20 protein-coding genes and 1 rRNA gene are annotated in these 23002 nt (G+C 41.2%); 12 read left to right on the top strand and 9 right to left on the bottom strand.

Annotation, left to right across the window (positions count from 1 at the left end; all coding sequences use genetic code 11):
- Position 1: 1 nt before the first annotated feature.
- From ACJHV0_RS01265 to napF, 9 genes are all read left to right on the top strand, one after another.
- A complete protein-coding gene (locus tag ACJHV0_RS01265; RefSeq protein ID WP_483133158.1) occupies positions 2-1081 on the top strand; it encodes an NADH-dependent flavin oxidoreductase in 1080 nt (359 codons plus the stop codon).
- A gap of 72 nt (positions 1082-1153) precedes the next feature.
- Positions 1154-1771, top strand: a complete 618-nt coding sequence (locus tag ACJHV0_RS01260) for a glutathione S-transferase family protein (RefSeq protein WP_483133157.1) — start codon at positions 1154-1156, stop codon at positions 1769-1771.
- Between the two features lie 168 nt (positions 1772-1939).
- A complete protein-coding gene (gene argC / locus ACJHV0_RS01255) occupies positions 1940-2881 on the top strand; it encodes an N-acetyl-gamma-glutamyl-phosphate reductase (protein ID WP_483133156.1) in 942 nt (313 codons plus the stop codon).
- Positions 2882-2946: 65 nt separating this feature from the next.
- Positions 2947-3813 carry an acetylglutamate kinase gene (gene argB / locus ACJHV0_RS01250; protein WP_483133155.1) on the top strand — a complete coding sequence of 289 codons (867 nt, stop codon included), beginning with the start codon at positions 2947-2949 and terminating at the stop codon, positions 3811-3813.
- A complete protein-coding gene (locus ACJHV0_RS01245) occupies positions 3810-4994 on the top strand; it encodes an acetylornithine/succinylornithine family transaminase (protein WP_483133154.1) in 1185 nt (394 codons plus the stop codon). The genes argB and ACJHV0_RS01245 overlap by 4 nt, the downstream gene beginning before the upstream one ends.
- A gap of 203 nt (positions 4995-5197) precedes the next feature.
- Entirely contained in the window at positions 5198-7621 is a 2424-nt protein-coding gene (locus ACJHV0_RS01240) for a DMSO/selenate family reductase complex A subunit (protein ID WP_483133153.1), read from the top strand.
- A gap of 9 nt (positions 7622-7630) precedes the next feature.
- Entirely contained in the window at positions 7631-8248 is a 618-nt protein-coding gene (locus ACJHV0_RS01235; protein ID WP_483133152.1) for a DMSO/selenate family reductase complex B subunit, read from the top strand.
- 1 nt (position 8249) lies between these two features.
- Positions 8250-9086 (top strand): DmsC/YnfH family molybdoenzyme membrane anchor subunit, encoded by an 837-nt coding sequence (locus ACJHV0_RS01230; protein WP_483133151.1) that lies wholly within the window; start codon positions 8250-8252, stop codon positions 9084-9086.
- Positions 9087-9138: 52 nt separating this feature from the next.
- Complete coding sequence (napF, locus tag ACJHV0_RS01225) at positions 9139-9669, top strand: ferredoxin-type protein NapF (protein ID WP_483133150.1); 531 nt, start codon at positions 9139-9141, stop codon at positions 9667-9669.
- Positions 9670-9722: 53 nt separating this feature from the next.
- Here napF and rho read toward each other — a convergent pair whose 3' ends face one another.
- The 4 genes from rho to thrA all read right to left on the bottom strand — a co-directional run bounded on the left by rho (position 9723) and on the right by thrA (position 15701).
- Positions 9723-10985 carry a transcription termination factor Rho gene (rho, locus tag ACJHV0_RS01220; protein ID WP_025235525.1) on the bottom strand — a complete coding sequence of 421 codons (1263 nt, stop codon included), beginning with the start codon at positions 10983-10985 and terminating at the stop codon, positions 9723-9725.
- 176 nt (positions 10986-11161) lie between these two features.
- Positions 11162-12109 carry a cysteine synthase A gene (gene cysK / locus ACJHV0_RS01215; protein ID WP_483133149.1) on the bottom strand — a complete coding sequence of 316 codons (948 nt, stop codon included), beginning with the start codon at positions 12107-12109 and terminating at the stop codon, positions 11162-11164.
- 188 nt (positions 12110-12297) lie between these two features.
- On the bottom strand, positions 12298-13245 hold the full coding sequence (thrB, locus tag ACJHV0_RS01210; RefSeq protein WP_483133148.1) for a homoserine kinase: 948 nt from the start codon (positions 13243-13245) through the stop codon (positions 12298-12300).
- Positions 13245-15701 carry a bifunctional aspartate kinase/homoserine dehydrogenase I gene (thrA, locus tag ACJHV0_RS01205; RefSeq protein WP_483133147.1) on the bottom strand — a complete coding sequence of 819 codons (2457 nt, stop codon included), beginning with the start codon at positions 15699-15701 and terminating at the stop codon, positions 13245-13247. Before thrA ends, thrB begins: the two co-directional genes overlap by 1 nt.
- Before the next feature lie 375 nt (positions 15702-16076).
- On the opposite strand from thrA, the gene sodA reads away from it, so the two are divergent.
- The gene (sodA, locus tag ACJHV0_RS01200; protein WP_483133146.1) at positions 16077-16718 is read left to right on the top strand and encodes a superoxide dismutase [Mn]; all 642 of its coding nucleotides are present in this window, start codon (positions 16077-16079) and stop codon (positions 16716-16718) included.
- A 73-nt stretch (positions 16719-16791) separates the two neighbouring features.
- On the opposite strand, the gene ACJHV0_RS01195 is transcribed toward sodA, so the two are convergent.
- The 5 genes from ACJHV0_RS01195 to alr form a co-directional block, all read right to left on the bottom strand.
- Positions 16792-17124, bottom strand: coding sequence for a hypothetical protein (locus ACJHV0_RS01195; protein WP_483133145.1), 333 nt, complete (start codon positions 17122-17124; stop codon positions 16792-16794).
- Positions 17124-17579 carry a DUF5358 family protein gene (locus ACJHV0_RS01190; RefSeq protein WP_483133144.1) on the bottom strand — a complete coding sequence of 152 codons (456 nt, stop codon included), beginning with the start codon at positions 17577-17579 and terminating at the stop codon, positions 17124-17126. The genes ACJHV0_RS01195 and ACJHV0_RS01190 overlap by 1 nt, the downstream gene beginning before the upstream one ends.
- A gap of 16 nt (positions 17580-17595) precedes the next feature.
- A complete protein-coding gene (locus ACJHV0_RS01185) occupies positions 17596-18024 on the bottom strand; it encodes a hypothetical protein (protein WP_483133143.1) in 429 nt (142 codons plus the stop codon).
- Positions 18025-18060: 36 nt separating this feature from the next.
- Positions 18061-18336, bottom strand: a complete 276-nt coding sequence (locus ACJHV0_RS01180; RefSeq protein ID WP_483133142.1) for a hypothetical protein — start codon at positions 18334-18336, stop codon at positions 18061-18063.
- Between the two features lie 126 nt (positions 18337-18462).
- Positions 18463-19587, bottom strand: coding sequence for an alanine racemase (gene alr / locus ACJHV0_RS01175; protein ID WP_334232684.1), 1125 nt, complete (start codon positions 19585-19587; stop codon positions 18463-18465).
- 117 nt (positions 19588-19704) lie between these two features.
- Here alr and recD point away from each other — a divergent pair, with 117 nt between their 5' ends.
- Both recD and ACJHV0_RS01165 read left to right on the top strand, forming a co-directional pair.
- Positions 19705-21675: an exodeoxyribonuclease V subunit alpha gene (gene recD / locus ACJHV0_RS01170; RefSeq protein WP_483133141.1), complete on the top strand. Its 1971-nt coding sequence runs from the start codon at positions 19705-19707 to the stop codon at positions 21673-21675.
- A 339-nt stretch (positions 21676-22014) separates the two neighbouring features.
- Positions 22015-23002, top strand: a 16S ribosomal RNA gene (locus ACJHV0_RS01165); the annotation flags it as partial.

Below are 23002 nucleotides of genomic sequence, written 5' to 3'. Positions count from 1 at the left end.
AATCAAAAACCGCCTTGTGGTTGCCCCGATGACCCATTTAGGTTCTAACCCGGACGGCACGTTGGGCGAACAAGAACGCCGATTTATCAGCAACCGTGCCGAAAATATGGGTATTTTTATCACAGCGGCGACTCTGGTTGCAGACGGAGGTAAGGCGTTTTTCGGGCAACCGGCGGTGATTGACGACAGCCATTTAGCCAGTCTCACCGAAACCGCTCAAATCCTGAAAAATCAGGGGGCGAAAGCGGTGTTACAAATTCATCACGGCGGTATTCACGCCATTAAAGATTTAAACGGCAGCGACAAAATCTCGGCAAGTGATCACACCGAAACCGGCACGCGTTCAGCGACTGTACAAGAAATTCACAGTTTAATTCAAGCCTTTGCCAATGCCACCGATTTGGCAATCCGTGCCGGTTTTGACGGTGTGGAAATTCACGGGGCGAACGGCTATTTAATTCAGCAGTTTTTCTCACGAGAGTTTAACCAACGCACCGATGAATGGGGCGGAAGCCTTGAAAACCGTCTGCGTTTTCCATTGGCGATTGTGGATGCGGTTACTGCGGTGCGTGAAAAACACGCCAAGCCGGATTTTATTATCGGCTACCGTTTTTCACCGGAAGAGCCGGGCGAGAAGGGTTTAACGATGGCAGATACCTTTGATTTGCTGGATGCGTTGGTCGAAAAACCGTTGCAATATCTGCACGTTTCGCTTTGGGATTTCTACAATAAAGCCCGCCGTGGAGCAGACGAAAGCAAAACCCGCATTGAGCAAATTCACGCTCGCATTGGCGGAAAATTACCGCTGATCGGCGTAGGTAACTTGCTGACGGGCGAAGCAATTGAACAGGCATTTTCCACCGGTTTTTGCGAGTTTTTGGCATTGGGGAAAGCGGTGATGCTCAACCCAAATATCGCCACACTGTTGCAACAAAAACGCTATGGCGAGATTGAAAGCGAATTTGACCCTGAACGTGCCGACCACTACGGCTATCCGGATCTGCACTGGCAATATAATTGCGATGGTGGAAACTGGTTACCTCCTGTAAAAGGACGAGAGCATACTCCTTTGAATATCTAATTGACAAGCGGTCGATTTTTCGCAAAACTTTGCAAGAATTGACCGTACTTTTTATTTAAAAAGGAACAAACTATGATAATTTTACATTATCTCAACAACTCTTGCTCGCACCGGATTGTGTGGTTATTGGAAGAATTAGGGTTGGATTATGAACTGAAAATTTATCATCGCGAAGAGAGTGGTTTTGCTCCGGCTGAATTGAAAGCACAGCATCCACTCGGTAAGGCTCCTGTATTGCAAGATGGCGATTTAGTGCTGTCTGAAGGGAATGCAATTATTCAATATTTGATTGACCGTTATGGAAACGGTCGGTTAGAACCAAAGCGTCAGACGAATGCTTACTCAATGTATCATTATTGGCTTTCGATTTCAGCCTCTCTTTTCTCCGCCAACCTTATTGGTATGATTGCTAGTCGTTCTGAGCTTGGTGCTTTCGGTGATTATGCCAAAACACAAACGCCACTTTATTTCAATCATATAGAACAAGCTTTGGTTGGTAAGAAATGGATTGTAGGTGAAGAACTTACAGGGGCAGATTTTTCGCTCTGTTTTCCATTGAAATGGGGTAAAAAGTATGTAGATATGGCAAATTACCCAAATATCGCTCGTTATCTTGAGCAAGTAGAACATCATCCTGCTTACCAAAAGGCGAATGTAAAGGCCTTAAAGCTAGAACTGGATAAATTTTAATAAGTTAGCCTTATTATCCCTAACAATATTTGTTAGGGATTTTTTTATGTTTGTTTTGAATATTAATTTATTTTTAGTGAATAATTATTCAAAAATAAACTTGAGTTTTCGTCTGAATAGGCTTAGACTAAGACTAATTTTATCAAGATAAAAAGAAAAGGATTTGGAATGAGCAAATACAAAATTTTTGTGGACGGAGCCGTTGGTACAACAGGGCTACGCATTCACGAGCGGTTAAGTGCAGCAGAAGATATTGAGCTTTTGACTTTACCTGACGAGCTACGCAAAGATCTGAATGCCCGTGTGCAAAAAGTGGCTGAGGCGGATTTAACTTTTCTTTGCCTGCCTGATGATGCCTCAAAAGAATTAGTGGCAAATGCCCCGAAAAATGCCCGTATTTGCGATACTTCCACCGCCCACCGAGTCAATCCTGAGTGGGTGTATGGTTTTGCAGAATTAAGCGGACAGCGTGAAAAAATTAAACACGCCAACCGCGTTGCTGTGCCGGGTTGCCACGCCACCGGTTATATTGCTTTGGTTCGCCCATTGGTTGAAAAAGGCGTGTTGCCGGCAGATTATCCACTCAGTTGCCATTCATTGACTGGCTATTCAGGTGGCGGTAAATCAATGATCGCCGATTACCAAAACCCAGAGCGAACAGAGGCTTTTGGCACCCCACGTGTTTATGGTCTTGCTTTAAAACATAAACACTTACCTGAAATGCAAGCCTTAACGCTAATGCAAAATCCTCCTATTTTTACCCCTGTGGTAGCGGATTACTACAGCGGAATGCTGGTTACTGTACCATTACCAATTTCAGCGTTACAAGCGGTCAAATCTGGTGAAGAAATTGCAAATCTATTGAATGATTATTATAAAGGCAATCCATTAATTAATATTCACCCTTATCAAGATTTACCCGAAGACGGCATGCTCTCTGCCAATGCTTTTTCAGGAAAAGACAATCTTGAGATTTTTGTCTATGGCAATGAAAGCCAAATTCTCCTCGCCGCCCGTTTTGATAATTTAGGCAAAGGTGCCTCCGGTGCGGCGGTGCAGTGTATGAATATTATGTTGGGTAGGGATGAAGTTTCGGGGTTAGAAATTTAGTATCGTAATCAAATCTCCCCTAACCCCTCTTTTCTAAAGAGGGGAACTATAATAGTGAGAAAAATATGAACATTCAAGAAATCAACCAATTCGCAAATTTATTAGAAAAATCAACCGCTTGTCTTGAAAAATGGCAGGATAAAATCATCGTGGTGAAATACGGCGGTAATGCGATGATTAACGAAGAACTGAAGAAATCGGTAATGGCGGATATTTTGCTGCTGAATCGTTTAGGCGTAAAAGTTGTATTAGTACACGGTGGTGGGCCGGAAATTTCCCAAGGGGTGAAATTACTAGGCAAAGAACCACAGTTTATTAATGGGTTACGTGTGACAGACAGCGATACTATCAATGTGGTATTGCAAATGTTAGCCGGCAAAGTGAATAAAAGTTTGGTTGCATTGCTTAAAGGCAAAGGCATCGGCTTATGCGGCATTGATGGGGCAATGTTGCAATGCAAAAAATTAGAAGATGAAGTGGATTACGGCTTTGTGGGCGATATTGTGAAAGTGAACCCGCAAGTGATTGAAATCGCCCTTAACGCCGGCTTAATTCCTGTGCTTTCCACTGTGGGTGTGGATGAAAACGGGCAGGCGTACAATATCAATGCTGATACTGCCGCGAGCGAAATTGCGATTGCCTTAAAAGCAGCAAAATTAGTTTCAATGACCGATATTGCCGGTTTACTACGAGATCGCTTTGATGAAAATACCTTGATTCCTGAGGTAGAAGTAAGCGAGGTACAAGGCTTAATCGAGCAGGGGATTATTGCGGGTGGTATGATCCCGAAAATTGCTTGCTGTACCGATTTCATCAATGCTGGCGGCATTGAAGCGAATATTATTGATGGGAGAGTCGATCACGCCATTTTAGTGGAACTCTTTGGCGGCAAAAACGGTACACGTTTTTATAAAAAAAGGATAAAAAAATGACAACAAGCAACAACATCAAACAATTAGATAAAGATTATATTGCTCAAACTTACGGCAGATTTGATCTCGCTCTTTCACACGGTAAAGGTTGTAATGTGTGGGATTTTGAGGGCAATCAATATTTGGATTTCACGAGTGGCATCGGCGTAAACAGTTTAGGTTGGGCGGATGATGATTGGCTCAATGCAGTGGTAGCTCAAGCAGGAAAATTACAGCATACCTCAAATTTATTTTTTACTGAACCCTCAAGCCAATTAGCGAAAAAATTAGTAACTGCAAGCGGTCTAAAAAGAGCATTTTTTTGCAATTCAGGGGCAGAAGCGAATGAGGGAGCAGTAAAAACAGCACGCAAATATAGCCACGATAAATATGGAGCAGGGCGTTCAACGGTTTTAACCTTAGTGAATTCTTTCCACGGGCGGACAATTTCCACTCTTGCGGCAACAGGGCAGGATGTTTTCCATCAACATTTCCACCCATTTACCGAGGGCTTTGAATATGTGCCGGCAAATGATATTGATGCCTTAAAAGCACGTTTACAAACCAATGATGTCTGTGGTGTTTTGGTAGAAGTGGTGCAAGGCGAGGGAGGTGTTTGTTCGCTAGACAATGATTACTTGCAAGCAGTACAAACGCTCTGCCAAGAAAAAGACTTCATCTTTATTATTGATGAAGTGCAAACTGGGATTGGGCGTACCGGTACACTATTCTCTTACGAACAATTTGGCTTAAAACCGGATGTGGTTACACTTGCCAAAGGCTTAGGTGGCGGCTTGCCGATAGGGGCTTTTTTATTAGGCGAAAGAGTTGAAAATACGTTGGGTAAAAGCGACCACGGTTCTACATTCGGCGGAAACCCTGTCGCCTGTGCCGGTGCTAATGTGGTGATGGATAAAATCAATACTGATTTTCTCGCCGAAGTACAACGCAAAGGGCAGAAACTCCGTGAAACTTTGGTCGCGTTGCCTAAAGTGAAATCCGTTTCAGGCTTAGGTCTAATGATCGGTGTTGAATTTGAAGAAGGCGTTTTAGCCTCCGATGTGGTAGCAAAATGCATTGAAAAAGGTGTATTGTTCCTCACCGCAAAAACCAAGTTACGTTTACTTCCGCCATTGGTTATTTCCGACAATCAAATTGAGCAGGGAATGAAAGTGCTGAGAGAGGTTTTAGAAAGTTATTAGTTTTTTCTTATTTTGATAAATTCAGGGGCTACCGATAGGTAGCCCTTGTCTATTTATGTTACCTTTATCAGGCTAATGAGAATGCTTGTTATTTTTAAGTTTTTGATTTTATTGGTTTTTATACTTATGTTGATATATATCAAGTCATTTTTACTTCTTTTGGGTTAAAGTCTGATTTTCCTAATATTAATGGGGGAAATTATATGAGTGATTTTAACCTTAACTTAAATCGTCGTCGTTTTCTGAAAACAACGTCCGCAACAGGTTTAGCGGCGGCAGCTTCCGGTTTATCCCTTCCTTTTGCAGCGAAAGCTGAATCTATTCCGGTTAAAACTGCCGGTGATGAGAAAATCGTGTGGAGTGCTTGCACCGTAAACTGCGGTAGCCGTTGTGCGTTGCGTATGCACGTTAAAGACGATCAAATTACTTATGTTGAAACCGATAATACGGGGACAGAAACTTACAATGTTGATCACCAAGTAAGAGCTTGTTTACGCGGGCGTTCAATGCGTCGTCGGGTTTATAATCCTGACCGTTTGAAATATCCAATGAAACGTGTAGGCAAGCGTGGTGAGGGTAAATTTGAGCGTATCACTTGGGATGAGGCTTTAACCACGATTGCTGCTTCTTTAAAGAAAAATATTGCCGAATATGGTAACGAAAGTATCTATCTCAATTATGGTACCGGGACTTTAGGTGGAACTATGACAAAATCTTGGCCACCGGGCTTAACTATGGTTGCTCGCTTAATGAACTGCATTGGTGGCTATTTAAACCATTATGGCGATTATAGTACTGCACAAATTGCAGTCGGGTTAGATTACACCTACGGTGGTGGCTGGGCATTGGGTAATGGTATGGCGGATATCGAAAATTCCAAACTGATCGTCTTGTTTGGTAATAACCCTGCCGAAACCCGAATGAGTGGCGGTGGTTTAACCTACTGTATTCAACAAGCTAAAGCAAAATCGAATGCTAAATTAATTATTATTGATCCTCGTTATACGGATACAGGCTTGGGTAAAGAAGATGAATGGATCCCTATTCGCCCTGGTACCGATGCTGCGTTGGTATCGGCTCTTGCCTATGTACTTATTACTGAGAATTTAGTTGATCAGCCATTCCTTGATAAATATTGTGTTGGTTACGATGAAAAAACCTTGCCGGCAAGTGCACCAAAAAATAGTCACTATAAAGCCTATATTTTAGGGCAGAGTGGTGATGGTATTGCTAAAACCCCTGAATGGGCGGCAAAAATTACCGGTATTCCGGCTGATCGTATTGTGAAATTAGCACGAGAAATTGGTGCAACGAAACCTGCCTGTATTTCACAAGGTTGGGGGCCTCAACGCCGTAGTAATGGGGAAATTCTTTCCCGTGCGATTGCGATGTTACCTATTTTGACCGGAAATGTGGGAATCAGTGGTGGTAACACAGGGGCGCGTGAAAGTACTTACGGTATTCCGTTTGTACGTATGCCGACTTTAACTAACCCTGTTAAAGCCAGTATCCCGATGTTCCTTTGGACGGATGCGATTATTCGTGCAACAGAAATGACCGATAAAACGGACGGTATTCGTGGTGTTGAACGTTTGAAAGCCCCAATTAAGGTGATTTGGAACTATGCAAGTAACTGCTTAATTAACCAACATGCGGACATTAATCGTACTCACGAGATTCTACAAGATGACTCTAAATGTGAGCTTATTATTACGATTGACAACCATATGACTTCAACGGCGAAATATAGCGATATTTTGCTCCCTGACTGTACCACATCTGAGCAAATGGATTTCTGTTTAGATGCTTTCACTTCCAATATGAACTACATCATTTTTGCGGATCAAGTGGTTAAACCGCCATTTGAATGTCGCAATATTTACGATATGTTAAGTGATTTATCAGAAAAATTGGGCGTAAAAGAGCAGTTTACTGAAGGTCGTACACAGGAAGAGTGGCTACGCCATATTTATGAACAATCCAGAGCTCAGTTGCCTGAATTACCTACTTTTGAAGAGTTTAGAAAACAAGGTATTTTCAAAAAAGTCGATCCTAACGGTTTCTTTATTGCTTATAAAGACTTCCGTGAAAATCCAGAGGCAAATCCATTAGCAACGCCATCAGGTAAGATTGAAATTTACTCTGAACGTTTGGCTGAAATTGCAAAAACCTGGGAGTTGGATAAAGATGAAGTGATTCATCCGCTACCAATCCACGTCGATAGCTTTGAGCATTACGGCGATCCACTTATGGAAAAATACCCTCTGCAAATGTGTGGTTTTCACTATAAAGCCCGTACACACTCAACCTATGGTAACGTGGATGTGTTGAAAGCTGCCGCACCACAAGAAGTGTGGATTAATCCGATTGATGCAGAACCTAGAGGCATAAAAAACGGCGATATGCTGAAAATCTTTAATGACCGTGGTGAAGTTCACATCAATGCCAAAGTGACTCCTCGCATTATGCCGGGGGTAGTGGCGTTAAGTGAAGGTGGTTGGTATGCGCCTGATAATAAAGGCATCGACCATGGTGGCTGTGTGAATGTGCTGACAACACAACGTCCATCTCCTTTGGCAAAAGGCAATCCACAACATTCTAACTTGGTTCAAGTTGCAAAATTATAGGAGTAAGCTATGGAACAATATGGTTTTTATTTCGATTCTGAGCGTTGCACCGGCTGTAAAACTTGTGAACTCGCCTGTAAGGATTATAAAGATTTAGGCACGGATGTGAATTTTCGCAGTATTTATGAATATACGGGCGGTAACTGGATACAAGACAATCAAGGCTGTTGGAATCAAGATATATTTACTTACTATATGTCAATTTCTTGTAACCACTGTGATGATCCTGCTTGTAGTAAAGTTTGCCCGACAGGTGCTATGCACAAAAATGCAGATGGCTTTGTAATTGTCGATGAAGAAAAATGTATTGGCTGCCGTTATTGCAGTATGGCTTGCCCTTACGATGCGCCTCAGTTCGATATTAAAAAAGGGCTGATGACAAAATGCGATGGTTGTTATTCTCGAGTGAAAGAAGGCAGTAAACCGATTTGTGTGGATGCCTGCCCGTTACGTGCATTAGATTTCGCACCTATTGCGGAATTACGTGAAAAATACGGCAATCAAGCTTCTATTGCGCCATTGCCATCATCAGAATTTACCAAGCCAAATTTGGTGGTAAAACCGAATAAAAATGCTCGCCCAAGTGGTGACCAAACCGGTTTTTTAGCAAATCCAAGGGAGGTGTAATATGAACGGCTTACATGAATTACCTTTGATTATTTTCACCGTACTTGCTCAAACGGTTGTTGGCTGTTGGTTGATTTTTACCTTTGTTTTATGCCGTAATCATTCAGACCAAAGCAGAGCGTATTTGCATAAAGCGATGTTTATTCCGCTTGTCTTATTAGCAATTGGCTTTATTGCCTCCGTTCTGCATTTAGGTTCACCAATGCGTGCATTTAATAGCTTAAATAGAGTGGGCGAATCAATGCTCAGTAACGAAATTGCCAGCGGAGCAACTTTCTTCGCATTAGCCGGATTATATTGGCTACTTGCCGTACTGGGCAAAATGCCACAAGGACTTGCAAAAATTTGGTTAATTTTGACCGCTTGTATCGGTCTGGTGTTTATGTATATGATGAATAATTTATATCATATCAGTACAGTACCAACTTGGAATACGGTATTTACCTCTTGGCAGTTCTACTTAACCGTAGTGATTGGCGGTATTGCGTTGGCGTACGCTTTACTTAACTCAAATCCGCATAAAGAGTACTCAATTTGCTATTTACCTTGGGGGTATTTGATTGCAGTATTTTTGGCAGCGATTGTGGTAATTTATCAAGGTTTTGGACTTAGCGAAATTTACAGTTCAGCAACTCGAGCGACAGATTTAGTGTCAGACTATGCTGTTATGCACGTTATCCGTCTATGCTTATTAGCGGTTGCAAGTTTCTTACTTTTCAAAATGAAAAATGTATTTAACCTAGCCTTAGCTGTTATTATTGTCTTATTTGCGGAAATGATTGGTAGAACCGTATTTTATGGGCTACATATGACAGTTGGAACCGCGATCGCAGGATAGTGATTAATTAAAGGTGGATAGCTGTTTACCTTTAATTTTATATAAAGTATTTATGAGTAATAAAGCAATGCAAGGTAAGAATGAACAATATTATGAGGCATATCTAAGCCATAATTTTATTTCACGGCGTGGATTGCTGCGTAGCCTTTTTCATTCAACTACCAAGCCTGAGCGAGATACGACTCGTTTAGCACATCGTCCGCCTTTTGCAGCAGAGGAATCTTTATTTCTCGCTGCTTGTACGGGCTGTGGTGATTGTGTTCGTGCTTGCCCATATAATTTGATTCAAATTCAGCAACAAAAAGCGGTTTTGGAATTGGATTATATGAGTTGCGATCTTTGCGGACAATGTGCAATGCATTGCTCGCAGAATGCTCTGAATATTGCCTTTAAAAAGGATACGGAACTTAGACCTCATTTCGCTAATGATTGTCTGGTTAAGAAAAATCAGCCTTGTACTGTTTGCCAAGAGAAATGCCCTCAGCAGGCAATTTCTAATAATTTAACGGTGAATAATGAGTTATGTAATGGCTGTGGCGAATGTAAGATCAGCTGCTTTTTATCTGCGATTCAACTAGTGTAATTGCTTTTCCAGCAACAAAAAATCCCGCATTAAGCGGGATTTTTTCTATGGCATTATGAGCGTTTCATAATCTCAAAAAAGCCTTCGTTGGTTTTTGCCATCATCAATTTATCAATTAACCATTCGATCGCATCCACTTCATCCATAGGATTCAGCACTTTACGCAACATCCAGGTTTTTTGTAGCTCATCGGCTTCCATTAACAAGTCATCTTTACGAGTGCCTGAGCGGTTAAAGTCAATGGCTGGGAAGATACGGCGTTCAGCAATACGGCGAGATAAATGTAATTCCATATTACCTGTACCTTTAAATTCCTCAAAGATAACCTCGTCCATTTTCGAGCCTGTATCCACAAGGGCGGTCGCGATAATTGTTAAGCTGCCACCTTCTTCTACATTACGTGCGGCACCGAAGAAACGTTTGGGACGATGTAAAGCGTTAGCATCCACACCACCGGAAAGAATTTTACCTGAAACCGGAGTTACGGTGTTATAAGCACGGGCAAGACGGGTAATAGAGTCTAATAAAATCACCACATCTTTTTTATGTTCAACTGAGCGTTTGGCTTTTTCTATTACCATTTCAGCCACTTGAACGTGGCGGGTTGCTGGTTCGTCAAAGGTCGAGGCAATCACTTCACCACGTACAGTGCGTTGCATTTCCGTTACCTCTTCCGGACGCTCATCAATTAAGAGAACGATCAACTCACATTCAGGGTGGTTAGATGTAATGCTTTGTGCGATATTTTGCAGAAGGACGGTTTTACCCGCTTTTGGTGGAGCTACGATTAACGCACGCTGACCTTTACCGATAGGAGCCGCCAAATCTAAGATACGAGCGGTTAAATCTTCTTTTGAACCGTTGCCACGTTCCATTTTCAAGCGAGAGTTTGCGTGTAATGGTGTTAAGTTTTCAAATAAAATTTTGCTACGAGAAACTTCCGGTTTATCGTCATTCACAGCATCCACTTTTAACAGCGCGAAGTATCGTTCCCCTTCTTTCGGTGGACGGATTTTACCTTCGATTTTATCCCCGGTTTGTAAGTTAAAACGGCGGATTTGGCTTGGCGAAACGTAAATATCATCAGGTCCAGCTAAGTATGAACTATCCGCAGAACGCAAGAAACCAAAGCCGTCCGGCAAAATTTCTAACACGCCTTGACCGAAAATATCTTCACCACTTTTTGCGTGTTGTTTGAGAATGGCAAAAACGATATCTTGTTTACGTAAACGAGCAAGATTTTCCAAGCCCATTTGGTTTTCACCCATTTCAACAAGATCAGAAACGGGGGTATTTTTTAATTGAGTAAGATGCATAATTGGAATGTATAATTAATAATGAAAGATTGGATTCTTTGATATTTAGCTAGAGACGGTTTAACCGTAAAAGATATGGCGAAGAATACCGCAACCATCGCAAAATTGCAAATTTTTTATAAAAAATGACCGCTTGTGGAAAGAAAAATGCCGGCAAAAGCCGGCATTGATAGGAATTAAGCCTCAATCCCTTCAAATAAAAGTGTACTTAAATAACGCTCAGAGGCAGATGGTAAAATTACCACGATAAGTTTATCAGCAAATTCAGGTAATTTTGCTAAGCGATCTGCTGCTGCAACAGCAGCACCTGATGAAATACCGCCTAAAATACCTTCTTCCGCCATTAATCGGCGAGCGGTTGCGAGGGCTTCTTCGCTTGATACTTGCTCAACTCTATCCACTAATGATAAATCAAGGTTTTTCGGGATAAAGCCCGCACCAATGCCTTGAATTTTATGTGGAGCCGGTTTCACTTCTTCGCCGTTTAAGGTTTGAGTAATGACAGGCGATTCTGCCGGCTCAACTGCCACAGAAATAATTTGTTTGCCTTTGTCTTGTTTAATCGCACGAGAAACACCGGTAATAGTACCACCTGTACCCACACCTGCCACTAACACATCAATTTTACCTTCGGTTGAATCCCAAATTTCAGGACCGGTGGTTTGTTGGTGGATCGCAGGGTTTGCCGGGTTTTCAAATTGTTTTAAGGTAACGTAATGATCAGGGTTTGAGGCTGCAATTTCTTCCGCTTTTGCAATTGCCCCTTTCATTCCTTTTGCCCCTTCGGTTAAAACAAGGTTTACGCCTAAACCACGCAATAAACGTTTACGCTCGGTACTCATCGTTTCAGGCATTGTTAAAGTGAGTTTATAGCCACGAGCTGCGGCAACGTAAGCCAATGCGATACCCGTGTTACCGCTGGTTGCATCGACAATTTCTTTACCTTTAGTCAAAATACCGTCTTTCTCTGCTTGCCAAACCATATTCGCACCGATACGGCATTTCACGCTAAAACTTGGGTTACGTCCTTCCACTTTAACCACAATATTGCCGTTACCGAAATTCTTTAAACGAACAAGCGGAGTGTTGCCAATAGAGTATGAGTTGTCTGCATAGATAGTCATAATAGTGTTCCTTTTAGATTAGGTATTAAAATTTAACTTTATCATACTTATTTTTGAGTGATTTGCTAGTAGCTAGAAGGTATTTGATATAACCAAATGGAATATATTGAGATAGGCAAAAAGCAAGCGGTCATATTTAGTAAAAAATTTAATAAATATGACCGCTTGACTATTGATGAGAATAGAGGCTATTTCAGCTCTCTTGCCCCTTGGTTATCTACTTTACAGATGTGAATAAACCCTTCGTTGTTTTGTAGATACTCTTTTTCCAAGTAGTTCACTAATCGTTGGGCGTGTTCTAAATCAGGGGCGATGGCGAACATCGTTGGACCGGAGCCGGAAATACCAACCGCTAATGCCCCTAAATCTTTACAGCCTTGTCGAACGGTTGGGAAGTTAGGGAGCAAATCTTCACGATATGGCTCGGCAATGAGGTCTTTCATCATTGTTGCTGCCAAAATATCTTGGTGCGTGTGGCAAGAGTGAACGAAAGAGCCTAAATAGCGGGCTTGCTGAATCATATCTTGACGAGTGTAGCTTTTCGGTAAAATTGCACGGGCTTCAGCAGTGGAAACTTCCACGCCCGGATAAGCCAATACCCAGTACCATTCATCAAAGAACGGCAACGGTTGGCAAATGTTGCCGAGCGATTGAGTCATTAGCTGTAAGCCACCTAAGTAACAAGGAGCAACGTTATCGTAGTGGATTGAGCCTGAAATTCTGCCTTCCAGCTCGCCCATCATTTCCAATAATTCCATTTTTGAAAATGGTTCATTGTGGAATTTGTTGAGAGCCACTAATGCTGCCACAATCGAACAAGCACTCGAGCCAAGCCCTGAGCCAATCGGCATATTTTTTTCGAGTGTTAAACGTAAATTTTTTACGTTGTCACCACGCAGTTTTAAGCGTTCGCTGAAAAGCACATAAGCTTGATAAACGATATTTTTTTGTGGCTCTTTGGGTAATTTTCTGACGAAATAGCCGGCACTTTCTAATTCAAAGAGCTGATCACAATCTTCGATTTGGACGACATCGCCGAGCAATGAGCCGTCAATCGGGGAAATTGCAGCCCCTAAAGAGTCAAAACCGACACTGATATTGGCACTGGATGCCGGTGCATAAATGCGTAAAACCATTAGTTTGCTCCTCCGTGTAGAGTGCGAAGAATATCGGCAAAAATACCGGCTGCTGTTACGCTATTGCCTGCTCCGTAGCCTCGTAAAAGGAGTGGGATTGGGTTGTAATAACGAGTTAAGAAAGCTAGGGCATTTTCACCGTCTTTCACTTTGTAAAGTGGATGATTTTCATCAACAGCTTCAATAGCTACACGGCATTTATTGCCGGTAATTGAGCCTACATAACGTAACACTTTGCCTTCGGCTTTAGCTGCTTGCACACGTTTATCAAATTCTTCATCTAATGATGGCAGAACAGCTAAGAACTCATCACGGCTCATTCCTTCTGAGAACCCTTTTGGCAATACACCTTCAATTTCAATATCGTCAAATTCAAGCGGTAAGCCGGTTTCACGAGCAAGAATTAACAATTTACGAGCGACATCCGCACCGGATAAATCATCACGAGGATCAGGCTCGGTAAAGCCTTTTTCTTTTGCAATTAAAGTCGCTTGAGAGAGAGTTAAACTTTCTTCCAATTTGCCGAAAATAAAGGAAAGTGAGCCTGATAAAATCCCTTCAAATTTTTCCACTTCATCGCCCGCTGCCAAGAGGTTTTGTAGGTTTTCAATCACCGGTAAACCCGCACCCACATTCGTTTCATATAAGAATTTATGTTGGCTTTGACGTGCATTTTCACGCATTTCCAAGTAATAATCATAACCTGAGGTGTTGGCTTTTTTGTTCGGTGTTACAACGTGGAACCCCTCTTTTAATGCACGAGCATAAAGATTCGCCACCGATTGAGCCGAAGTACAATCCACAAATACAGGGTTTACAACGTGGTGGAATTTGATGAATGAAAGTAACACATCAAAATCAGACGGCTGGATCGCTTTTTCTAAATCTTCTTTCCAGTTATCTAAATTTAAGCCGTTTTCGTTCAGCAACATTTTATCCGAGTTGGCTAAGGCACAAATTCGGATCTCAATGTCCTTCTTTGCCAAAAATTCCTTTTGCTGTTTAACCTGCTCGATTAACTCGCTGCCCACGCCACCGACACCGACTAAAAACATATCGACTACACGTTTACTATTAAATAAGGATTTGTGTGTCGCCTTCACTGCCTCAATCGCTTTATTCAGTGGCACAACTGCTGAAATTGAACGCTCAGATGAACCTTGTGCGATTGCCACAATACTGATATTCGCTTGAGCTAGGGCAGAGAAGAAACGAGCAGCAATACCTTTGGCGGTACGCATACCATCCCCAACCACAGACACAATGGATAAATCTTTGATAATATCAATTGGGTCGAGCAAGTTTTCGGCTAATTCGTGAGCAAATTCCGCATTGAGTGCTGCTAAGGCTTTTTCTGCCGATTTTGCTGGCACGCAGAAACTGATGCTGTATTCTGAGGAAGATTGAGTAATTAAAATCACCGAAATGCCGGCTTTTGACATTGTGGAGAACACTCGAGCAGCCATTCCCACCATACCTTGCATACCCGCACCGGACACGTTGAACATAGCCACGTTATCTAGGTTGGTGATCCCTTTTACTTTTAAGCCATCGGTTGCCACATTGCTGTCAATCAATGTGCCTTTGCCGTCCGGGTTACCAGTGTTTTTGATTAAGCACGGAATATTTAACGGCACTAACGGCCCGATAGTACGAGGGTGGATTACTTTCGCTCCAAAGTAGGAAAGCTCCATTGCCTCTTGGTAACTCATTGATTCTAAGCAAACTGCATCCGGTACTAAACGAGGATCACAGGTGTAAACACCATCGACGTCTGTCCAAATTTCACACACATCCGCTTTTAAGCACGCAGCTAAGCACGCTGCAGAGTAGTCAGAGCCATTGCGACCTAAAAGCACTAATTCGCCTTTTTCGTTACCTGCGGTAAAGCCTGCCATTAATACTACGTTTTTCTTAGGAATTGAGCCGGCATCAACACGCTTGGTGGATTCAGCAATATCCACTGAAGATTCTAAATAGCTGCCGTGAGCCAATAATTTTTCCACAGGATCAATGCGGGTAACATCATAGCCTTTCGCTTCAAACCACGCTTGCATCATCGCAATAGAAAGTTTTTCGCCACGACAATGAATGGTCGCTGCAATATCATCCGATAAAGATTTGCTTTTTGCCGAGTCAGCTGCTACCTGTTGAATTTGGGCTAATTCCGCCTCAACTAAGGCTAATAACGCTTCACGAGCAAAGTTATTATTGGCTTCATATAAACCGTTGATGATATTGTGGAAAATTTCAGTTGCTTCAGAAAGGTTTGATTCAAAGGATTCACCAGCGATAGCTTTATCAACAATCGCAACAAGGTGGTTAGTGATTTTAGCTGGAGCGGATAATACACCTGCCGCTTGGTCAGCTAAATGGGCTTTTTCGATGATATCCGCCGCTTGCATAAAGCGTTCCGGATTGGCAAGCGATGTGCCACCAAATTTTAGAACTCGCATAGTTTCTCCTGATATTAATATTTGCAAATTTTTATACAAAAATGCCCGCTTGTAGCGGGCATTTTAAATTCTGTTTTTTAGCAACACTTACCCGCATTATGTGATTGCATAATGGTAATCGTGGTGGTAATAATGGTTGCTAGGTTAAACATTTTGTTGTTTCTCAATAAAGATGAATTAATTGAGAGAATGTGGCAAACCTTTTCTTTTGTCAATCTTTTTTTGTGGGAAATTGTGCTTTTTATCGCCTGCTATGTTTGCCTATTGCATTAATTGTGATTAATCTGAAGATTAAATCACAGATTTCTTGTTTTAGATCAAAAAAATGCTAAACTTAGCAATGAGTGATTAACCTTTATATATGAGGACAAAAAAATGGCATACACATTACCAGAACTAGGCTACGCATACGATGCGTTAGAACCCCATTTCGATGCAAAAACAATGGAAATCCACCATTCTAAGCATCACCAAGCTTATATTAACAATGCAAATGCGGCATTAGAAGCTCATTCAGAGCTATTAGAAAAATGCCCTGCGGAGTTGATTAAAGATTTAAGCCAAGTGCCTGCTGAAAAACGTGTTGCAGTACGCAACAACGTGGGTGGACACGTAAATCACACTTTATTTTGGAAAGGTTTAAAAACTGGTACAACTTTACAAGGTGCATTAAAAGATGCCATCGTGCGTGATTTTGGTTCGGTAGAAGCATTCCAAGCTGAATTTGAAAAAGCAGCAACCACCCGTTTCGGTTCAGGCTGGGCGTGGTTAGTGGCTGAAGAAGGCAAATTGGCTGTGGTTTCAACTGCAAATCAAGACAGCCCATTAATGGGTAAAGAAGTAGCTGGCGTTTCAGGCTACCCGATTTTAGGTTTAGATGTGTGGGAACACGCTTACTACTTAAACTACCAAAACCGCCGTCCGGATTTCATCAAAGCATTCTGGAACGTGGTAAACTGGGACGAAGCAGGTCGCCGTTTTGAAGAAAAAGTAGCAACTTGCGGTTGTGCGAAATAATTTAATTCTCGCTTAATACTATTCAAGCGGTCAGATTTGGTAAAAAATTTGCAAAATCTGATCGCTTGTTTATCTAATAACTATAGCAAGTTACGTTACCTAAAGCATTGTAACAACTAACATTTTTTGTTCTGTTGTTATACATCTGCATCATTTGTTGATTTGATTGCTGTATGGATTGATTCATATTTTGGATTTGCTGATTAAGCTGATTCCATTGCTGAGCCTCATACATTTGTTGCTGTTGTGCTGCCATTTGTTGTTGCATAGCTTGTTGTTGAGCTAACATTTGTTGTTGTACTAATGCAGCTTGCCCTTGCGGTGTAGCGTAATAGGCTTGGCGAGCGGCACTTTCTTTTTCTAACTGTTCTTGGCGTTTTTGATCCTCTAATTTTCGTTTTTTCATCAATGTGGCTTGTTCCTTTTGCTCATTTTCAGCTTATTTAATTCTATCTGATAATCACGTTTTATATCTTGGCACCATTTTTTATCAAATTTAGCAGGTTCTGCGTGATTAAATTTTTGAAATTGTTGTTCAACATATCGTTGAGATGCTGGATCACTATTGATTATTTGGACATTATTCTCCCCAATCACTGAAATTAGTGTACTACGGTAAACCTCTTTAGTATGTAAAGTTTGCTCTATTTGTGTGAGTTTACTAAAGTCTTTATTACGATATTCTTTATTAAATACACATTGTTCTACTTTATTTCCTTCGATTATCCATCTTTTCGTATCTTCATCTGAAATTTTATATTTTGGCTCAGATGAGGTTAATGATGAATTATATAGAGTGTTATTAGTGCAAGCAGATAAAATAGCACTGCTTATAATTAATAAACCAGTTTTTATTTTCATATTTACTCCTAATAGTTTAGTAACCGTATTTAGCTTTTAATTGATAATAAGTATTTTCATAGTGCCTTAAATAAGGTGAGCAAATTTCTGCGGATACTCGTGAATTTTCATTACGAGCTTTGTCCATTATTGCTTGGCGAGATTCTCCTGTTTTTTTGAATAGATAATCTCGTTTTAATTGATGGAAACGAGGACCATAAATACTTGTTCCAATAGTATCATATGCAATGAGTCTTAATTCATTCACTAAACCTACATTAGGATATTGCGATAAGTTCATTAGATTTTTTACTTCGGGTATCTTGCTATAATTTAAGCAAGCTGTTGTAATGCCTTCTTCTTTTCCCCATTTATATGCTTGCTCATCAGACATCATATATTGAGAAAATAGACAGCCAGATAAAGTAAAAGTAGAAATTATGGAAAGTAGATGTTTGTACTTCATAGTAACGTACCTTATTTGAATTTATGATTGAATGGATTATGGGATATTCTCAGCGGTAGCACTAAGAATAATATCTATATAGCTGATTTGGCTTTTGTCTAATAAATTTTTCAAAGTTTCCTTTTCTTTATCAGATATTCCCCGAAACTCGAATTCAGTTAATTGAAGTTGTTTATTAAATTGAAGATTTTTATGTAGTTGGTGTTCTACTTCGTTATATCCTAGGTGGGAAATAATAGTAGAGATTTGCTGATAATCGGTTTGGGAAGAAAAGATAATACTACCACCAATTGATACATCGTATTTTTTCAAGTTGAACCTCCTACATAGTTGTTTTTCGCCTCCTTATGTCAATAAGGAGCAGGGGAAGTTTACACTTCCCCTGTCTTGTCACTGAAAAAACTTAATTGAGAGGTTATTGCAGTAGTGGTAGGTTGGTTATTGATATTCAAAAATCACACGAGGAGTGAGCTTGGTAATCAGCTCATAGCTAATCACGCCGATGTGTTTCGCCACATCTTCAATCAGTAATTTTTCTCCCCAAAAAATCACTTTATCGCCTACTTTATCTTGGCTATCAGCCCCTAAATCAACCGTGAGCATATCCATTGACACACGCCCGACAATCGGCACAATTCTGCCGTTTACCAAAACAGGCGTGCCTTCAGGAGCGTTGCGAGGGTAGCCATCGCCGTAGCCCATTGCGATTACACCCAGTTTGGTATCTTTCGGGCTGACCCAAGCACCACCGTAGCCGACAGGCTCGCCAGCTTTGTGGGTGCGGACCGCAATCAGTGATGAAGAAAGGGTCATCACAGGCTTAAAACCTAAATCAGTAATCGGGCTGTAGTGTGGAGAAATTCCGTGCATAATAATGCCGGGGCGAACCCAATCATAATGAGCTTGTTTCCAATACAAAATTCCGCTTGAGGCGGAAATGCTGCGATCGTGTGCTTTGTATTTGTCGGTGGCTTGTTCAAACACGGCGATCTGTTTTTCCGTATAACCGCAATCTAATTCGTCTGCACGGCTGAAATGGCTGACAAAACTAATAGAATTGACCAACGCACATTTTTGTAAACGTGCTACAAACATATCCACTTGTTCGGGGTGAACACCTAAGCGGTGCATACCGGTATCAATTTTTAGCCAAATATTAATCGGAAAATAGATTTTTGCCTTGCGTTTCCAAAAGCCTTTTTTCTGCTCTTCTTCCCATTCTTGATTCACTTGTTCTAATAATTCCAACTGTTCAATGTTATGAATCACGGTGTCAAATTTGCGAGAAAGGGTTTTAAGCAACTCTTCACGATCAAAAAAACCTTCCACCAGTACAATTTTGCCGGTATAGCCGGTTTCTTGAATTTCCAATGCTTCACGCAAGCGGGCAACACCAAAGCCATCGACTAAATCTGTCAGTGTGGCGGCAGCTGGCAGTAAACCTTGCCCATAAGCATTGGCTTTGATCATCGCCAATAATTTTTGCTGTGGAGCGAAAGATTTAATAAGTTGGATATTATGGCGAAGGGCTTGGCTGTCAATGGTTGCGGTAGCTGGTTTCATATTTCTTCTAACGAGATAAATTAATAAGTGTGCGAAATTATACGCTGAAAATGAAAAATCCCTTAGAAAATAATGCAAAAAAGATTAGTATTAGCGAACTAATGCGAGAAGTTTTATATGCTAAATTTATTATTTGAACTAAAAAAAGAGAAGATTATTTCTGATTTAAACTACCAATTTGCGGCTTTTATTGAGAGCAAACAAATGCAATATAATTATCCTCAGCAGCAAAAAGATCTGGCGGTGTTGCTTGCTGCATTGATTTCTTATCAAGTTGGATTAGGGCATACGGTGTTACGTTTAAATTCGTTAGAACTTTCTAATCTTTTTGAGTTAAGTGCAAAACCGCAATGCCATCATATACTTAAGGCAATTTTGCAAAAAATTGGAAAAATTTCACCGCTTGAATGGCAAGACGTGTTAAAAGATCACATTGCTTTTAGTTATTTGCCTGAAAAAATTGCTCCGATGTTGTTTCAAAATGGGCTGCTTTATTTTTATCGTTATTGGCAGGCAGAGCATAATATTGCACTTTATTTGCAACAAGCGGTCAAATTTTCAGAAAAATTTACCAATGCAGAGTTAAATAAAAAAATTATCGAGCAACTATTTGAGCGTCAATCAAACCCTCAACAAGAAATTGATTGGCAAAAAGTAGCGGTTGCAACTGCACTTGAAAAACAATTTAGCCTTATTTCCGGTGGACCGGGAACAGGGAAAACCACTACGGTTGTGAAACTATTGCTCGGGCTTCAACTAAAACAGCGAGAGCTACATCAACCTTTTCTCCAGATTGCCCTCGCAGCCCCAACGGGCAAAGCGGCAGCAAGAATGAAAGAATCGATTGAGGGAAAATTAGCGGAGGAAAAACAACTTTCGCCCGAATTAATTAAAGCCATTCCAACAGAAGCAATAACAATTCACCGTTTACTTGGTGCAAGACCTTTAACCGATGAAACAAAATATAATGTGAAAAATCCACTCCATTATGATGTGGTTGTACTAGATGAAGCATCGATGATCGATGTATCAATGATGGAAAAAATTATGCAAGCATTGAAGCCAACCGCTTGCTTGATTATGTTAGGGGATAAAGACCAGCTTGCTTCCGTTGAGGCGGGATCTATTATGGGCGAGTTAGGTTCATTCTTGGCGTATGGCTATAGTCAATCTCATTGTGATTATTTAAAAAAAGTTACTGGTTATGGAATAGAAGTAGGTAATGCTTTAGCAATTGGTGATTCACTGGCTCATTTAAAACATAGCTATCGTTTCGGCGAAAAAATGTGGATCGGTGAGTTAGCTAATGCGGTTAATGATCAAAAAATTAATTATTCTTGGGAAATATTTGCTAAATACCAAGACAGCGGTAAGTTAGAGAATAGGATTTATCCTGAAACAAAGGATATGGCAGATAAATCAAATTGGCTTGAAAAAAGCGTGCAAATGGTTGTGGATAAAGCCGTAGAGCTTTATCGTGCTTATTTGCAAGCGGTGCAGCAAAGAGAAGAAAATCCGCAGGCTATGAGCGTGAAAACCATTTTTGACAAATTCCAAAAAGTACGTTTTCTATCGGCATTGCGTGTCAGTGAATTAGGCGTTGAAAAATTAAATGTAGCGATAGCGGAAGGCTTGCGTAAAGCTGGCTTGGTGAGATTTAATCATAGCCGAGACCGCTATATTGGCAAACCCATCCTCATTACCGAAAATATGCCAACAAATAAAATCGCCAGCGGCGATATTGGCATTATTTTACCTGATGAAAATGGAGAAATGAGAGTTTATTTTGATTCTCAACAATCAGACGAACAATATCATAGCTTGCCATTGAGTAGAATCTCAAGTTACGAAGCGGCTTATATTATGACAGTGCATAAATCGCAAGGATCGGAATTTGAGCATACTGTTTTAGTATTGCCGCTAGTGATTTCTCCTGTATTAACGAAAGAGCTAATTTATACAGCGATTACTCGAGCTAAAGATAAATTCACGTTATTTGGTAGCGAGAAAGTATGGAAATATAGTGTAGGATCTAAGACAGAAAGACAAAGTGGCTTAAAAGAGCAATTAATTAGCAAATTTTGTTAATGGAATAATCAAATTGCCGAGAAATTCAACAAGCGGTGATTTTTTCAAAATTTTTTGCAAAAAACACTTGCGTTCATTTTAGATTTCTCTATAATGCACCCCACACAACGACGCACTGTTGTGAAGAGATTAAGTTTGATTCCGGTGCGTCGTTTTATTTTGCTCTTTAACAATTTATCAGACAATCTGTGTGGGCACTTGTTGATTAACTTGATTTTGAAAATATTTTTTAATTTTGAAGTCTTAATAGGTGCTAACTAGAAATTCATTTTAACTTTTTTAAGTTTACTTAAATTAGTGTGATTATTTTATGTCAGCAGTATTGAGCGATTGAACTTTTAATTGAAGAGTTTGATCATGGCTCAGATTGAACGCTGGCGGCAGGCTTAACACATGCAAGTCGAACGGTAACAGGGAGAAGCTTGCTTCTTTGCTGACGAGTGGCGGACGGGTGAGTAATGCTTGGGAATCTGGCTTATGGAGGGGGATAACTACTGGAAACGGTAGCTAATACCGCGTAATGTCTGCGGACTAAAGGGTGGGACTTTCGGGCCACCTGCCATAAGATGAGCCCAAGTGAGATTAGGTAGTTGGTGAGGTAATGGCTCACCAAGCCGTCGATCTCTAGCTGGTCTGAGAGGATGACCAGCCACACTGGAACTGAGACACGGTCCAGACTCCTACGGGAGGCAGCAGTGGGGAATATTGCACAATGGGGGGAACCCTGATGCAGCCATGCCGCGTGAATGAAGAAGGCCTTCGGGTTGTAAAGTTCTTTCGGTAGCGAGGAAGGTGGTTGTTTTAATAGAACAATCAATTGACGTTAACTACAGAAGAAGCACCGGCTAACTCCGTGCCAGCAGCCGCGGTAATACGGGGGGTGCGAGCGTTAATCGGAATAACTGGGCGTAAAGGGCACGCAGGCGGACTTTTAAGTGGGATGTGAAAGCCCCGGGCTTAACCTGGGAATTGCATTTCAGACTGGGAGTCTAGAGTACTTTAGGGAGGGGTAGAATTCCACGTGTAGCGGTGAAATGCGTAGAGATGTGGAGGAATACCGAAGGCGAAGGCAGCCCCTTGGGAATGTACTGACGCTCATGTGCGAAAGCGTGGGGAGCAAACAGGATTAGATACCCTGGTAGTCCACGCCGTAAACGCTGTCGATTTGGGGATTGGACTTTGAGTCTGGTGCCCGTAGCTAACGTGATAAATCGACCGCCTGGGGAGTACGGCCGCAAGGTTAAAACTCAAATGAATTGACGGGGGCCCGCACAAGCGGTGGAGCATGTGGTTTAATTCGATGCAACGCGAAGAACCTTACCTACTC

It is taken from the genome of Mannheimia sp. (genome assembly GCF_056854775.1).
The sequence above is the reverse complement of the archived record's forward strand: the minus strand, read 5'-3'. Positions and strand labels throughout refer to the sequence as shown.